Below are 15,159 nucleotides of genomic sequence, written 5' to 3'. Positions count from 1 at the left end.
CGTAGGGGGCAGAGCCTGCTTGCAAAAGTCTTTCTCCTGATATTCTCTCTCTTTTTCTAAGATAAAAGTGGTATTTTCGAGGTATTTAATAACATTTTGCGGATGATTTGGCGGATATGTCAGAAAAATGAGTTAACTTTGCAGAAAAATATAAATAATATAAAAGAAAGGTTCATACAAGATGGAACAGAAATTACTGATTTACAACACTCTCACTCGTACGAAAGAGAGATTCACCCCGCTCCACGCTCCTAACGTGGGCATGTATGTTTGTGGCCCTACCGTGTATGGCGATCCGCATCTCGGTCATGCGCGTCCTGCCATCACATTCGATATACTCTTCCGCTATCTCAAGCACTTGGGATACAAGGTTCGCTATGTTAGAAACATCACCGACGTGGGCCATCTGGAGCACGATGCAGATGAGGGCGATGACAAGATTGAGAAGAAGGCTCGCCTGGAGCAGTTGGAACCAATGGAGATTGCACAGTACTACACCAACCGCTACCATGATGCCATGGAGGCGCTGAACGTACTCCCTCCTAGCATTGAGCCTCATGCCACAGGCCATATCATAGAGCAGGAGAAACTGGTTCAGGAAATCCTGGACAATGGCTATGCCTACGAGAGTAACGGCTCTATTTATTTCGATATCGAGAAGTATAACAAGGACCATAAGTATGGTATTCTCTCTGGTCGTAACCTGGAGAACGTCATCAACGAGAGTCGTGAGCTTGCCGGTATCGGTGAGAAGAAGAACCAGGCAGACTTCGCCCTCTGGAAGAAGGCTTCGCCAGAGCATATCATGCGTTGGCCTAGCCCATGGAGCGATGGCTTCCCAGGCTGGCACTGCGAGTGTACAGCAATGGGGCGCAAGTATCTGGGCAATCACTTCGATATCCACGGAGGTGGCATGGACTTGATCTTCCCTCACCATGAATGCGAGATAGCTCAGGCTGTGGCATCACAGGGTGACCAGATGGTTCACTACTGGATGCACAACAATATGATTACCATCAACGGACAGAAGATGGGTAAGAGCCTCGGCAACTTCATCACCTTGGAGCAGTTCTTCACTGGCAATCACGACAGTCTGGAGCAGGCTTACTCGCCTATGACCATTCGCTTCTTCATCCTCTCTGCCCACTATCGCAGTACAGTGGACTTCTCTAACGATGCCTTGAAGGCTAGCCAGAAGGGATTGGAGCGCCTGATGAATGGTTTGAACGATCTGGAGCGTATGCCTGTGGCTAAGCAGAGCGATGAGCAGGTAAAAAAGTTTGTAAGCGACTTGCGTCAGCGTTGCTATGATGCGATGAACGATGACTTCCAGACTCAGCTCGTCATCAGCTACCTCTTCGAGGCTTGCCACATCATCAACACTGCCCTCGACCATAAGGCAAACATCTCTGCCGAAGACTTGAAGGAGCTTTCAGATACCATGCATCTCTTCACCTTCGACCTCCTCGGTTTGAAGAGTGAGAAGGGAGCCAACAATGATGCTCGTGAGGAGGCTTACGGCAAGGTTGTGGATATGGTTCTCGACCTCCGTGCCAAGGCTAAGGCTGCCAAGGACTGGGCTACCAGCGACCAGATTCGCGATGCCCTGGCTGGTGCAGGCTTTGAGGTTAAGGACACCAAAGATGGTGTAACTTGGAAACTGAACAAGTAAAAAATATATGATATAAAATGAGAAAAGGCTTGGAAGTTGCAATAACTCCCAAGCCTTTTATTTTTGTGCTGCTGCAGAATCTTTCTTCTTTGCAGCAAGTGAATCTTTCAGTCTGCCAGATATAGAATCCCGCAACATCTTATCTTTCTTACTCTTATACTCCTTATACTCTTTTTCGTAATAATGGGCATAGTTGGCAAAAGGCTCTGTTGTCGCCTCGTCACTCGATGCCATATAGGTATTTCCATAAGGATCGGATGCTTTGATGATGATTCTGGCATTCGGATTCCTAGGAGTATAATAATAAAGGTGGTTCATGATGAGATAACCGTTGCCCTTGCTCACAAACCGATAGGATACACTCTCGCTGTACTTATGATGATAGCCAGCGGCAAAGGCATCCTGACCCTTGCTGCTGATGCGGCGCATCAGGTATTCCTTACCATCCTCTATGGCTACCACGCGCCAGTGACTGGTAGCATTGAAGACATTGGCTACCAGGATATTCCTGTTGTTTGCCAACTGCCAGTCCTTGGCATATTTCTCGCCGTTGAAATCGGTCTGCGCCCGGAAGATGGTCATCTGCTTGCTCTTGTCCCAGAAGGTGCCCTTGTAGTAGCAATCGCTGATGCTGGTACCCACAAAGCTATAGACATAATATCCGTTCGGAGTTCCGCAGATGTTGATGTTCGACTGCCAGATGTTGCCACACGCTGCAGCATGGCAATGCTCCATCACATCCTCGCCCTCATAATTGATTTCGTGGTTGCAGGCAAAATGAGTATGTCCGCAGAAGAGTTCATATCCTCCCTTAAACTGTTTCAGCAGAGAGAGCAGGAGAGAGAGGCGGGAAGAGGAATAATGCCCCTCCTCGTTGGCATTGGTCAGCGGCTTCGCCTTGCTGAAAGGCGCATTGCCGAAGGTAAAAGGAATATGATAGCAGAGCACCACCTTCTTATCCTTGGGCGTAAGAGCCAGATTCTGCTTCAGCCACTTCACCTGGCGCTCACGCAATTCTCCTGGAGAATAATAGGACATCCCACGATGGAAGAAGCAGTTGTTGATGCAGACATAATGCACATCTCCACGGTCGAAGGAAAAATCGGTAGGACCGAAATTTTCCTCCCACTTCCGGCGATAGAGTGCCTTGCCATCCTGGTCGTGATTACCGATAACGGAGAAGAGGCGCATCTCCGAAGAACCCAATGCCTGGCGTATCTGACGCTCCAGCTTGGCGTTGTAGCCGCCATAATACTGCACGTCATCACCCATGCTCAGTCCATATACGGGAGTTCCGGCTGGAAGACTCTGGATGGTCTGCCTGATGTCTGCCATCGTCTGGGTAGTGAATCTTTCTACATCGCTCTTCCTGATGGGATTATCATCCGGAGAAGTATAATAAGGACTATAGGCATTGGTAACCTGCGGGTCGCCGATGACTATCATCTTATGATGCGTTTCCTTACCCCCAGGCAATCGCCTCAGGGTAAAGTTATAAATCTTCTTCTTGCTGGAAACTGCCTGGTAAAAACAAGCCGTGCGATCGGTAGCCGAATGGGTAGGAACCTCGAACTCGGCAGGCACGGAAAAATAGATGAAGCGAGCCAAGCTGTCCCGCTTCATCTTATATCTTCCTCGGGAATCGGTCTTCACACATTTGAAGCCATCGCTTACGATGACGCCAGCCACACCGTTTCCCTCGGTATCCTTTAAAGTACCAGAGATTTTGAAATCTCTCTTCACCACAGGCTTTTTCTTCTTCACCGTATCCACCTCAGTGGTAGTCGTACTATCCACTACCTTGTGGATGATAGGGAGCATATCATGCTTCCGGAGATGCAGGGTAACTCCTATAGCCACAAGAACGCAGCAGATGAAGACGACCAAGCCTGTATTCATCTGTTTTTTATTCATTTTCCCTCCTATACATCACTTTTTCTGTCGTACTTCTACTTCACGATAGAAGTTACCGGGTTACGGCTACCCTTGGCATTCACGAGGAAAGCCTTGGCACTGCCGAACTTCAAGAACATATCCAGGCGAACAGGGATGTGGTTCTCATCATCCGTGATATAGAAATCCACGATCTTCTTCCACTTATCATCCTCATACTCCTGGTATTCCAGACGCAGACAGCGGTACTTGATGCCGTTATCCGCCTTTACGGTCACCTTGCCACCATACTTGAGCTGGGCAGGAGTGCGACCGCCACCATCACAGATAGGGAATTTCACACTATGACCTTTCTGCCAGTTGGCAGGGTCGAAACTGCGGGCACGCAGGAAGATGTTCATCATATCAAAGACACAATCGTCATAAGTCGCCTTCTTCCATCTGTGCTCACCATGCCTGTTCATATAATGCAGGTTTACATTGCAATTGCCACCGGCATAGTTGTAGAAAACCTCATCCACGGTATATCGCTTGCCTTCGCGGGCTCCCTTGCGGAAATACATCGGAGCCATATCGGTGCCTGTATAGCAGAGCAGGGTATCGCGGAGAACGAAGAAATCGTCCACTCTCTTATTACCGCGGGTTACCAGCGAACCACGATAGGCAGGCTTGCCCTTGTGGGTGGTCTGCAACACCGACATGCTGGCTGTGCCAGCCTTAACCCATACAAACTTCCAGTTGTAATAGAGATTGTAAGTCAGGAATTCGCCCGACTTGAATGCTGTATTACGGAAAGTACACTGGGCCGATACAGAAGTATTGACCAAAAGCAGCAACATGGCTACTATAAATGACTTGAGTAACTTCATATCCTTTACATTTTAGGAACATACTGAATGCCGAGCTTAGCGGCACGCTGTACATTCTGATTCTTAACTTTCTTCTCCTTATCAGGCTTCTGCTTTGTGATGGCTCCCGGTTTCTGCAGCGAGAGTTCACGGGCCAGCGGATCCCAGCTTTCTGTGAGATCCCATTTCGCCTTACATTCTATTGCCTCCGGATAGTAATATACTTCCTCAGCCTGCTGGTCGCTATCATAATTACCCGTATCCCATTTGCCGTTATTGTTGCGATCTACGATGAGACGCATATAATACTTCTGTGGTTTGAGATAATAGAATTCAGCCACGCCATTCACAGTCTTGGTCTCCTTTACCACTTTATCCTGTGCATCAAGCAGTTGCACGATGAGCGGCAGGTCGTGGAGCGAGGTGATGTTCACAAGCAGCGTACCATAGGTATCCAGCGAGTTGACCTTGAAGCCCTGCTTGATAGGCTTGGAAGCCAATCCGTAGATATCCTCAAAGGCAGCAGAATCTACCTCCAGACTGTATTCTATATCCGGTCGCCATTCTCCCCGGAGTTCATATTTCCGGTTCTCCAGCGGCAGGAATTCCATCGGAGCCCGATACCAGAGCGTATCATGCTTGGCATAGAGATGGATGGCGGCAGTATCTACCTTAGCCAATGGAGTAGGGAAGGAGAAGATGACATTCTGGTCGGGATCAAACTGTGATGATACACTCAGCTGTACATCGAGCGGTTTCACCTCCATCACCGAATCGTAGGGTTCACCTTTCTTCTTCTTTTTCTCCTGCTTCTTGGTCCAGGCAGCCAATTCCTTTTCCATATCCTTCATACGCTTGGCGTATGGTTCCTTTGACAGGATTTCCTGGGCAGAATCGGTCTTGTTGACCAGCACTCCGGTACTATCCGTCATGCGGTAAGTAATATCCATCAGCAGCGTATCCTGATTTACCAGTGCCGTATCCTTCAGCCAGTAGGTTATGGTATCCTTCTTCTCTGAAGCCTCAACCAGGAAAGCATTTTCAGCATCAAAATTGAGACCCTTGATCTGTGGAAGAATGGAATCACCATAACTGAAGAAGAGGGTGAAGCTATTTGCCTTCTGGCGCTCTGCCTTCAGGAAGAATCTGTCGGTCAGAGGCTCCGTAAAGGCTCTGAGCACGATATTATCAGGAAGGAAATGGGTGTAATCCACCTGGTCTATCGACTTGATGTGCAGGGAATCCACCCAGGTGGTATCCTGTCTTACATCCGGTTTGCAGGAAGGCACGATGATGTCGTGGGAGAAAGCAATCTTCTCGCTCTTCTGACTGAACTTATAGTCGCCATCCTGATCCTGCAGGGCATAGATGCGGTAAGAACCCGGTGCCACACCCTTGATGACAAAGCGGCCGCGACTGTCGGTACGGCTCACTCGCAACATCGGTTTGGTGCGGAAGGCAGAATCGGCATGGTCGGCATACAATCCCACCAGGATACCCTTGACAGGTTCCAGATTCTCCGATTCCAGCACATGCCCCGATACCTCCATAGTATCAATGGCAGCTCCTGTAGAGAAACTGTAGGTATAGTTTCCCATCGGATTGCCCTCGTTGTTATCGCTGATGGCATCCGAGAAGTCGATGGTGTAGGTGGTATTCGCCTTGAGTGAATCCACAAGCGATATCTGTATTCGCCTGCCGGCACCCTTGATTTCAGGCTGTTCCAGCTGTGGTGGCGAAACCACCACCTTCTCCGAAGGGTTATCGAGCTTGATAAACTCATCGAAGTAGATATTGATTTTCTTCTGGTTTACATTCACGGCGCCATCAGCTGGCGAAGCTCCTATCACCTTGGGAGGAGTCTCGTCAAACCATCCGCCATCCGGCTGTCCCATCTTGGCACAGGAAACCAGCAATAGGAAGACAAGCAGATAGAAAGGCAAAAACAGGGTATTTGCCTTTATCCGATTCTTCAACAATTGTATGATGTCGTTCTTGTTTGTCATTCTTTTCTATCTTACATGTCCACTATTCCTGCAGATTATGCAGTAAAAGCCTTATTCATAAAGGCTTACTATATAAAAAGCCTTATTTGTTCATCATGAGCATCTCATCGATGTTCTTGCGGCTGTTGCTCAGACGAGGAATCTTATGCTGTCCGCCCAACTTGCCCTTGCTCTTCAACCATTCATTGAAGAGTCCCGGCTTAGCCTTCACTATCTCCAGGTGCTGGAGGGTAACATCGTGGAAGCGCTTTGCCTCGTAATCGCTGTTGATCTCCTGCAACTTGGTATCGAGCAGACTGGCAAACTCATTCAGGTCCTTTGGTTCCTCAGAGAACTCGATGAGCCACTGGTGGCGGCACTTGGCATTGCTGTCCATATAGACAGGAGCAGCGGTATATTCCGCAATCTGCGCACCCGTCTTCTCGCAGGCATAGGCAAGTCCCTTCTCGGCATTGTCCATAATCAGCTCCTCACCAAAAGCATTGATAAAGTACTTGGTACGGCCGGTGATGACAAACTTGTATGGATTGGTGCTGGTAAACTGTATGGTATCGCCAATCATATAGCGCCACAAACCGCAGGAGGTGGTAATCACCATCGCATAGTTCTTGCCTACTTCCACGCCCCAGAGAGGCACCACGGTAGGATGATCGCTTCCAAACTCATCCATCGGGATGAATTCGTAGAACACATCGTAATCTACCATCAGCGACATGGCTGGATCTGACGGATCATCCTGCAGACCGAAGAATCCCTCGCTGGCATTATAGGTCTCCATATAATGCATGTTAGAAGATGTGATGAGCTGCTCATACTGCTTGCGGTAAGGCGTGAAGGCGATGCCGCCATGGAAGAACACCTCCAGGTTAGGCCATACCTCCTCCAGATGCTGCTTGCCGGAAAGTTCCATCACGCGTACCAGTACGCTGAGCATCCAGCTAGGCACACCCGAGATATTGGTTACGTTCTTGTTCAGCGTTTCATGGGCGATGCGGTCGCGCTTCACCTCAAAGTCGCTCAGCAATGCGGTTTCCTTCTTAGGTACGCGCACCATGTTGGCAAGCGGATTGATGTTCTCGATGAGGATGGCACTCAGGTCACCCACCAGACTGCCCGAAACATTATAGTTAGGCGAATGGCTTCCACCGAGAATCAGGCTCTTGCCGTCGAATATCTTACTCTTTGGGTTGTTGCGCAGATAGTAAGCCACAGCATCGAATCCACCCTTGTAGTGGATGTTCTGCAAACCATCCTGCGAAACAGGGATGAACTTACTCTTGTCGTTGGTAGTACCCGAAGATTTGGCGTACCACTTCACCTGTCCTGGCCAAAGGATGTCTCTTTCGCCATGACGCATTCTGTCGATGTCGCCCTTCAATTCCTCATAGGTATTGACCGGCACATTCTGCGCAAACTTTTCGTAGCTATTTGTCGTATTGAGTAGATGTTTCACACCATATTCGGTGTTTTTGCCAGATGCCAAAAGGCGCATCAGTACCTCATGCTGCAATTCCTCTGCATCATGTACATACTTTTCCAAGCTCTTCTGGCGAGGCTTGAATACATTACTTACTATCGTTGTTAAACTCATATCTAGATATATATACCTTATAAAGTACTTGCAAAAGTACTTCAATCTTTTGATATAGAGAAAGTTTTTACTGTTTTTTAATACAAAACATAACCTATCGGGCAAGATAGGGGATAAGAATGTAAAATATCAAACAAAAAACTCCCTTGAGACTACCATATCCGTCAGTCTCAAGAGAGTCTTTCCCTTATCTTAATCCAGTTCTATCATCATAGATTATTCCTTATCTTCTGCAAAGGCAGCTGCCTCGGCGGCTGCGATGATGTCCTCGCGGCTCATTTCCTTTGGCTCTGCAGAGATATCACTCAAGTCAAACTCGTCTTCGCTTTCCTGAGTGGCTGTAGTGGTTATTTCTTCAGTAACAGTAGAAGCAACAACATCTTCAGCCTCCTGTTTTTCTGCGTCTTGCGAGATGATGAAATCATTCTTTACCTCGGTGGTAGGCACAGCCAGCACAGGTTCTTCTTCCATCTTTGTACGGTTTGCCTTGGCTGTAAACACAGAATCAATATACTGCGGTTCCTTGCGCAATCGTTCCAGGGTAAGCTGGAAGCCAGCTGCTGGCTCTCCTTCTTGGAGTAACCCTTGCCTTCTCCGCCCTTTACACCTTCCATCACCACCTGATAGGTGAAAACAGGGCTTCCGTTCTTGTCTTTCTCCTGTCCCAGCATTACGAACTCCAGCTTCACGCGGTTCTTCTGGCTCCATTCAATGAGTTTGCTCTTGAAGTTCACCTCCTTGTAAGCCACCTTATCGATGTTTATCATTTTTGCCAGGATGCGCTTCTGCATGAATTTCATGCAGGCATCATAACCACGGTCCAGATAAATGGCACCAACCAACGCTTCGAAAGCATTTCCTCCCATATAGCTGTTATGAGAAGAACTGTGTCCATTAGATAAAACAAGTTGATTGATTCCCATCTCCTGGGCGAGCTTGTTGAGCGTATCACGCTGCACCAGTTTGCTTCGGGTATTGGTGAGGAATCCCTCTCGCTTGCCAGGAAAGTGCTGATACACGATATCACCCACTACAGCATCCAGTACGGCATCACCCAGAAACTCCAGGCGCTCGTTGTTCACAGGCTTGCCCTTGGAATTGCGGTGCATGATGCTCTTGTGCATCAGTGCCATCTTGTAATAACTGATGTCGTGGGGATAAAAACCTAGGATTTCGTACAAAGAAAAATAAAGCTCTTTATCCTTGCGGAAAGAGAGCTTTATTCTATCTATTAAATTATTCAGCATACTTCTTGAATACTACACAGCAGTTATGACCGCCGAATCCGAATGTATTGCTCAATGCAGCACGAACCTCACGCTTCTCAGCTTTGTTGAATGTGAAGTTCAGGTTGTAATCGAGCTCTGGATCATTGTCACCCTCTTCGTGGTTGATAGTAGGAGGAACGATATCGTTCTTCACACTAAGAACACAAGCCATAGCCTCTACTGCACCAGCAGCACCGAGGAGGTGACCAGTCATTGACTTAGTAGAACTGATGTTGAGCTTGTAAGCAGCATCACCGAAGACAGCCTTGATAGCCTTAGCCTCAGAGATATCACCTACGTGGGTAGATGTACCGTGAACATTGATGTAGTCAATGTCCTCTGGCTTGAGGTTAGCATCAGCAAGTGCGCGCTCCATCACGAGCTTAGCACCGAGACCTTCTGGATGAGAAGCTGTGATATGATAAGCGTCAGCGCTCTCGCCTTCACCTACCATCTCAGCATAGATCTTCGCACCACGAGCCTTAGCGTGCTCAAGCTCCTCGAGAATCAAGCAGCCAGCACCCTCGCCCATGATAAATCCATCACGGCTTGCGCTGAATGGACGTGAAGCATGCTCAGGGTCATCGTTACGAGTTGACAACGCGTGCATGGCATTGAAACCACCTACGCCACAAGCGCAGATAGCAGCCTCAGCACCACCACTGACAATGATGTTTGCCTTGCCCAGACGAATCAGGTTGAAGGCATCTGCCAATGCGTTGCTTGAAGAAGCACATGCAGATGTTGTGGTATAGTTTGGTCCGTGGAATCCGAAGTGGATTGAAATCTGACCAGATGCGATATCTGCAATCATCTTAGGGATGAAGAATGGGTTGAACTTAGGACCGTTCTCCTCATGAGTAGCGAAGTACTTCACCTCATCCTCGAAAGTCTTGATACCACCGATACCTACACCGAAAACAACACCAACGTTGTTCAAATCTTCTGTTTCAAGATCAATGTTTGCATCCTTTACACCCTGCATAGCGGCAATCATAGCCAACTGGGTATAACGGTCGAGCTTGCGGGCCTCCTTACGGTCAATCCATTCATTGATGTTCAGGTCCTTTACTTCGCAAGCGAACTTGGTCTTGAAATTAGTTGTATCGAAATGAGTAATAGGGGCAGCACCGCTCTTTCCAGCGAGGAGGTTCTCCCAAGTTTCCTCAGGAGAATTACCAACTGGAGTCACAGCACCAAGACCTGTTACTACAACTCTCTTTAATTCCATTTATAAAATTTTAGTTGCTAATTTACTTAGCGTTCTCCTCGATGTAAGCGATAGCGTCACCTACAGTAGCAATCTTCTCAGCCTTATCGTCTGGGATAGAGATAGAGAACTCCTTCTCGAACTCCATGATCAACTCTACAGTATCCAAAGAATCTGCACCGAGATCATTTGTGAAGCTTGCCTCTGGCTTAACTTCTGCTTCATCAACACCGAGCTTATCTACGATAATTGCCTTTACTTTGCTTTCAATTTCTGACATAATTGTAACCTTTAAAATGTTTATAATTTAATTTCTAATTAAAAATCTGGGTGCAAAGGAACACTTTTTTTTGATATAAACAAATATTTTAGCAAAAAAAGTGCTTTTCAGTGCACAAACACCCCCCAATTGTGCATCTTTTTCGCCTTTTTTCGCTTTTTTGTTGGCTCTTTAAGATTATTTTGTTACTTTTGTACGGTATTAAATCAAATAGTTCAAACCGTATGACATTTACAGAAAACGCTAACAAGATTTTTAATCAGGCGATAGCCGATTATCACATCAAAGACAACATTGATACTCCTATCAATAATCCATTCGAGGAAGGTACCATCGAGAACCGTCTCTACCTCAAATGCTGGATCGACACCGTTCAGTGGCATTTCGAGGATATCATCCGCGACCCTCAGATTGACCCTGCAGAGGCGCTCGTACTGAAGCGCAGAATCGATAAGAGCAACCAGGACCGTACTGATCTCGTAGAGCAGATTGATTCTTACTTCCGCGAGGTTTACAAGGATGTTAAGGTGCTGGATGATGCACGCATCAATACTGAAAGTCCTGCATGGGCAGTTGACCGTCTCAGCATCCTTGCCCTCAAGATCTATCACATGAAGGAGCAGGTGGAGCGCCCAGAGGCTTCTGAAGAGCACAAGGCAAAGTGCCAGGCTAAGCTCAACGTACTCCTCGAGCAGCAGGTGGATCTTTCTACTGCCATCGACCAGCTCCTGGAGGACATCGAGGCTGGAAGAAAGTATATGAAGGTTTATCGACAGATGAAGATGTACAACGATCCTTCTACCAACCCTGTACTCTACAAGAAGTAAAACCGCATCAATCAGAATAGGGGCAGAGTAGGCTTTGTTTTTTACCATAAAAAGCGAAGCCCGCTCTGCTTTACACCTTATTATATATATAAAGAGACTAAAAAAGATGAAGACAGAACATATTCTCGTTATTAGATTTTCGGCCATGGGTGACGTTGCCATGACTGTACCCGTGATTTATTCATTGGCAAAGCAGTATCCTCACGTAAGAATCACCGTGTTAAGCCGTTCCTTTGCTCGCCCGTTCTTCGAGAATCTTGCCCCAAATGTCGGTTTCATGGAGGCTGACCTCAAGGGGGAATATAAGGGTGTAAAAGGTCTCAATGCACTCTATCGCCGGCTCATCGCCAAACAGTTTACCGCGATAGCCGACCTTCACAGCGTTTTGCGCTCCAGTTATCTGCGCATGCGCTTCAATCTCTCCAACTTCAAGGTGGCTCATATCGACAAGCATCGCAAGGGAAAGCGCAAGCTGGTGGCTTCCTCCGGCAAGGTGATGGAGAAACAGCCATCTTCCTTCCAGAATTACGCCGATGTCTTTGCCAAGTTGGGTTATCCTGTACAGATGGATTTCACTTCTCTCTTCCCGGAAGAAGGAGGAGACCTGAGCCTGCTCCCTGAACAAGTTTTCCAGGTTACTGTTGATAACAGCAAGGATAAATCCACAGTTATCAACAAGGATGCTCATAACCCAGCGGAACCTTGGATAGGTCTGGCTCCATTCGCTGCCCACGAGGGCAAGATTTATCCGGTACAGCAGATGGAGAAGGTAGTAGAGCGCCTGATTCACAATCATCCTCACTGTCGCATCTTCCTTTTCGGAGGCGGACAGACCGAAACTCCGGTGATGGATGCCTGGGAAGAGAAATATCCACAGGTAGTGAATGCATCAGGCAAGCTCCACGGCATTTCCGACGAACTCATCCTGATGAGTCATCTCCGCCTGATGATCAGTATGGACAGCGGCAACATGCATCTGGCATCTTTGGTCAATACCCCAGTGGTAAGTATCTGGGGAGCCACCCATCCTTACGCCGGTTTTATGGGCTGGCATCAGAGTCCCGACAATGCCGTACAGCTCGATATGCCTTGCCGCCCATGCAGCATCTATGGCAACAAGCCGTGCATGCGTGGCGACTTTGCCTGCATGAAGAACATCTCGCCGGAGCTGATTGTGGAAAAGGTAGAGAACGTTCTGAACAGAAAATAAAGAGAATCTTTTCCTTCATAAAAGAAGAAGAGATGGATAAAGAGATAGAAGAAGCAGATTTTCCGATGACGCAAAAGTCAGGGGAAAACCTGCTTTTTTCATTATCCACAAACCCGTGGAAAAGTATAAGGAAAACCACAGGAATAACTATTTAATAACTTTGTGGATATCCACCGCTCCCATCCCGAAACCCGAAGAATAGGGATATCCACAGGATTATTAATAAGTTTTTAGAAACTTTTTCGCAGTTTTTGACGGAAAAAAGATATAAACTTATTAACTTTGCACCGAATTGGGGAAATGTTGATAAAAGAGCTAATCCTTTAAAGACCAAGAAAAAGATTTCCAAGTTGAATACGGATAACTCTGCATAAGATATGGATAATGAAAAAAACAAATTTAGAAGGTGTTTTTTATCCACTTATCCACGACATATCATCATCCTTATAATCTCTTTTTAAAAATAAGAAATAAAAAATATAATATTAATGTTATGGTGAAAAAAGAATGGATTGAGAAAGGTTACGTGGATGAACCGATCGACGAAACCTTAGACTTGAAAGCTGAAATCAGAAAGCTTTGCAAGGAGAAAGATGCGATTATCCTGGCGCACTACTACACAGTAGGCGAGATTCAGGATATTGCCGACTTTGTGGGTGATTCTCTGGCTTTGGCTCGTAAGGCTGCTGAAACAGAAGCTAAGGTGATGGTGATGTGCGGTGTGCATTTCATGGCTGAAACCTGCAAGCTCTTGAGTCCAGACAAGATTGTGCTCTGCCCTGACCTGAATGCCGGCTGCTCGCTTGCCGACAGCTGTAAGGCTGAGGATCTGAAGAAGTATAAGGAAGAGCACCCAGGCTACCAGGTGGTAAGCTATGTGAATACCACTGCTGCCGTGAAGGCTTTGACCGATTGCGTGGTGACTAGTGGCAATGCCAAGAAGGTAATCGACAGTTTCCCACAGGATGCGAAGATTATCTTTGGTCCTGATTACAACCTCGGCAACTATATCAACAGCGTAACAGGCAGAAACATGCTGCTCTGGAACGGTGGCTGCCATGTACACGAGAAATTCTCGGTAGAGGCTATCATCAAGTTGAAGCAGGAGCATCCTGAGGCTGTTGTGATGGCTCACCTGGAGTGCAAGGCACCAGTGCTTGCCGTAGCCGACGTGAAGGGTTCTACCGCCACGATGCTGCATTATGCCCAGGAGCATCCTGAAATCAAGGAGTACATCATCGCCACAGAGGCAGGTATTCTGCATGAGTTGGAGCGCAACTGCCCTGACGTCATCTTCTATCCTGTACCACCAGAGGTAAGTGAGGGTGGAGTAGGTTGCAGCTGCAATGAGTGCGAGTATATGAAGATGAATTCATTGAAGAAGATCTACAATAGCCTGAAGTTCGGCTGGCCTACAGTAGAAGTGGCTCCAGAAATAGCCAAGGATGCCGTGAAGCCTATAGAAAAGATGCTTTCGCTTTCATAGGAAAAAGGTTATAGGCTTATGGGAGATATCTTATAGAATTATAGAAAAAAGGTGATAGGCTTATAGAAAAAATGGATAAGCCCTAACGATTTTTTATATTCAATGATTTTGAATCTCCGTTCAATAGTTTTGAATGTGCGTTCAGAAGTTTTGAATGTACGTTCAAAACTATTGAACGGAGATTTTCTTTAATAGTATCAGCTTTTACCCTTAAGGATATTCCTATTTTCCTTTAATGGTGTTTTTATTTTCCCTTAAGGATAATTCTATTTTCTTTTAATAGTATGCCTATTTTCCCTTATGGGATTGAGCCGTCATTAAACTAGTTTTGCCACTATTTAATTAATTAAAATAGAAACGACAAGGCTTATGAAAAGACTATACTTGCAAAAATCCCTCAATGAGGGATAAAAATGATTAAATTCATCCCTCAATGAGGGATATTTTTAAAAGAATTCATCCCTCATTGAGGGATTATTTGTATCTTTGCTGCAGTTTTTAATGATATTCATTTAAAAGAGCAAGATAAGTCTTACGCTGACGGCTCAATCTAAAAGATGTTAAACAATAATAATTTAAAGGAGATTATCTTCTAAGCATCTTTATTTTTTCGTATCTTTGCGAAAAGTTTCGTTACGAAAAAAATCGATTATGGAAAATCCGTTTAAATTTGGCTCATTGGTTGATGCCCCATACTTTACAGACAGAGTGAAAGAACTGGACTACATCGTACAGTTTCTCAAGAGCGAGAACCATCTCGTTCTTATGTCACCACGACGTTTTGGCAAATCAAGTCTCGTAAAAAAGGCTGTTGTCCAAACCCAACGACCATACCTATGGCTCAATATGCAAGCCGTGCTCAGCAAAG

General features: G+C 46.5%; 11 protein-coding genes and 2 pseudogenes. 6 read left to right on the top strand and 7 right to left on the bottom strand.

The genetic code is table 11. The features are described 5' to 3' along the window. The first annotated feature begins 181 nt into the window (after positions 1-181). Positions 182-1,672, top strand: a complete 1,491-nt coding sequence (gene cysS / locus DW830_RS08565) for a cysteine--tRNA ligase (RefSeq protein ID WP_119249580.1) — start codon at positions 182-184, stop codon at positions 1,670-1,672. A 57-nt stretch (positions 1,673-1,729) separates the two neighbouring features. Here cysS and DW830_RS08560 read toward each other — a convergent pair whose 3' ends face one another. The 7 genes and pseudogenes from DW830_RS08560 to DW830_RS08530 form a co-directional block, all read right to left on the bottom strand. Continuing rightward, a complete protein-coding gene (locus DW830_RS08560) occupies positions 1,730-3,571 on the bottom strand; it encodes a calcineurin-like phosphoesterase C-terminal domain-containing protein (RefSeq protein ID WP_233544449.1) in 1,842 nt (613 codons plus the stop codon). Positions 3,572-3,621: 50 nt separating this feature from the next. Next, positions 3,622-4,434: a DUF3108 domain-containing protein gene (locus tag DW830_RS08555; protein ID WP_119249578.1), complete on the bottom strand. Its 813-nt coding sequence runs from the start codon at positions 4,432-4,434 to the stop codon at positions 3,622-3,624. 5 nt (positions 4,435-4,439) lie between these two features. Further along, positions 4,440-6,419 carry an Ig-like domain-containing domain gene (locus tag DW830_RS08550; RefSeq protein ID WP_119249577.1) on the bottom strand — a complete coding sequence of 660 codons (1,980 nt, stop codon included), beginning with the start codon at positions 6,417-6,419 and terminating at the stop codon, positions 4,440-4,442. 82 nt (positions 6,420-6,501) lie between these two features. After that, positions 6,502-8,010, bottom strand: a complete 1,509-nt coding sequence (locus DW830_RS08545; RefSeq protein WP_119249576.1) for a GH3 auxin-responsive promoter family protein — start codon at positions 8,008-8,010, stop codon at positions 6,502-6,504. A gap of 216 nt (positions 8,011-8,226) precedes the next feature. Next, positions 8,227-9,257, bottom strand: a pseudogene (gene rnc, locus DW830_RS08540) (ribonuclease III). After that, positions 9,247-10,509, bottom strand: coding sequence for a beta-ketoacyl-ACP synthase II (gene fabF / locus DW830_RS08535; RefSeq protein WP_119249575.1), 1,263 nt, complete (start codon positions 10,507-10,509; stop codon positions 9,247-9,249). The pseudogene rnc and the gene fabF overlap by 11 nt, the downstream one beginning before the upstream one ends. 22 nt (positions 10,510-10,531) lie before the next feature. After that, positions 10,532-10,768, bottom strand: a complete 237-nt coding sequence (locus tag DW830_RS08530; protein ID WP_004342032.1) for an acyl carrier protein — start codon at positions 10,766-10,768, stop codon at positions 10,532-10,534. A 224-nt stretch (positions 10,769-10,992) separates the two neighbouring features. On the opposite strand from DW830_RS08530, the gene DW830_RS08525 reads away from it, so the two are divergent. From DW830_RS08525 to DW830_RS16525, 5 genes and pseudogenes are all read left to right on the top strand, one after another. After that, positions 10,993-11,595, top strand: a complete 603-nt coding sequence (locus DW830_RS08525) for a DUF4254 domain-containing protein (RefSeq protein ID WP_089543027.1) — start codon at positions 10,993-10,995, stop codon at positions 11,593-11,595. Positions 11,596-11,701: 106 nt separating this feature from the next. Further along, a complete protein-coding gene (locus DW830_RS08520; RefSeq protein WP_119249574.1) occupies positions 11,702-12,805 on the top strand; it encodes a glycosyltransferase family 9 protein in 1,104 nt (367 codons plus the stop codon). Between the two features lie 32 nt (positions 12,806-12,837). Further along, positions 12,838-12,960, top strand: coding sequence for a hypothetical protein (locus DW830_RS16920; protein WP_255415621.1), 123 nt, complete (start codon positions 12,838-12,840; stop codon positions 12,958-12,960). Between the two features lie 338 nt (positions 12,961-13,298). Then, positions 13,299-14,291: a quinolinate synthase NadA gene (gene nadA / locus DW830_RS08515; protein WP_089543025.1), complete on the top strand. Its 993-nt coding sequence runs from the start codon at positions 13,299-13,301 to the stop codon at positions 14,289-14,291. Between the two features lie 651 nt (positions 14,292-14,942). Further along, positions 14,943-15,159 (top strand): annotated as a pseudogene (locus tag DW830_RS16525) (ATP-binding protein); the annotation flags it as partial.

Origin of the sequence: Prevotella sp. AM34-19LB (genome assembly GCF_003468525.1) — a bacterium.
Lineage (GTDB): Bacteria > Bacteroidota > Bacteroidia > Bacteroidales > Bacteroidaceae > Prevotella.
This window is presented reverse-complemented; position numbering and strand designations above follow the sequence as displayed.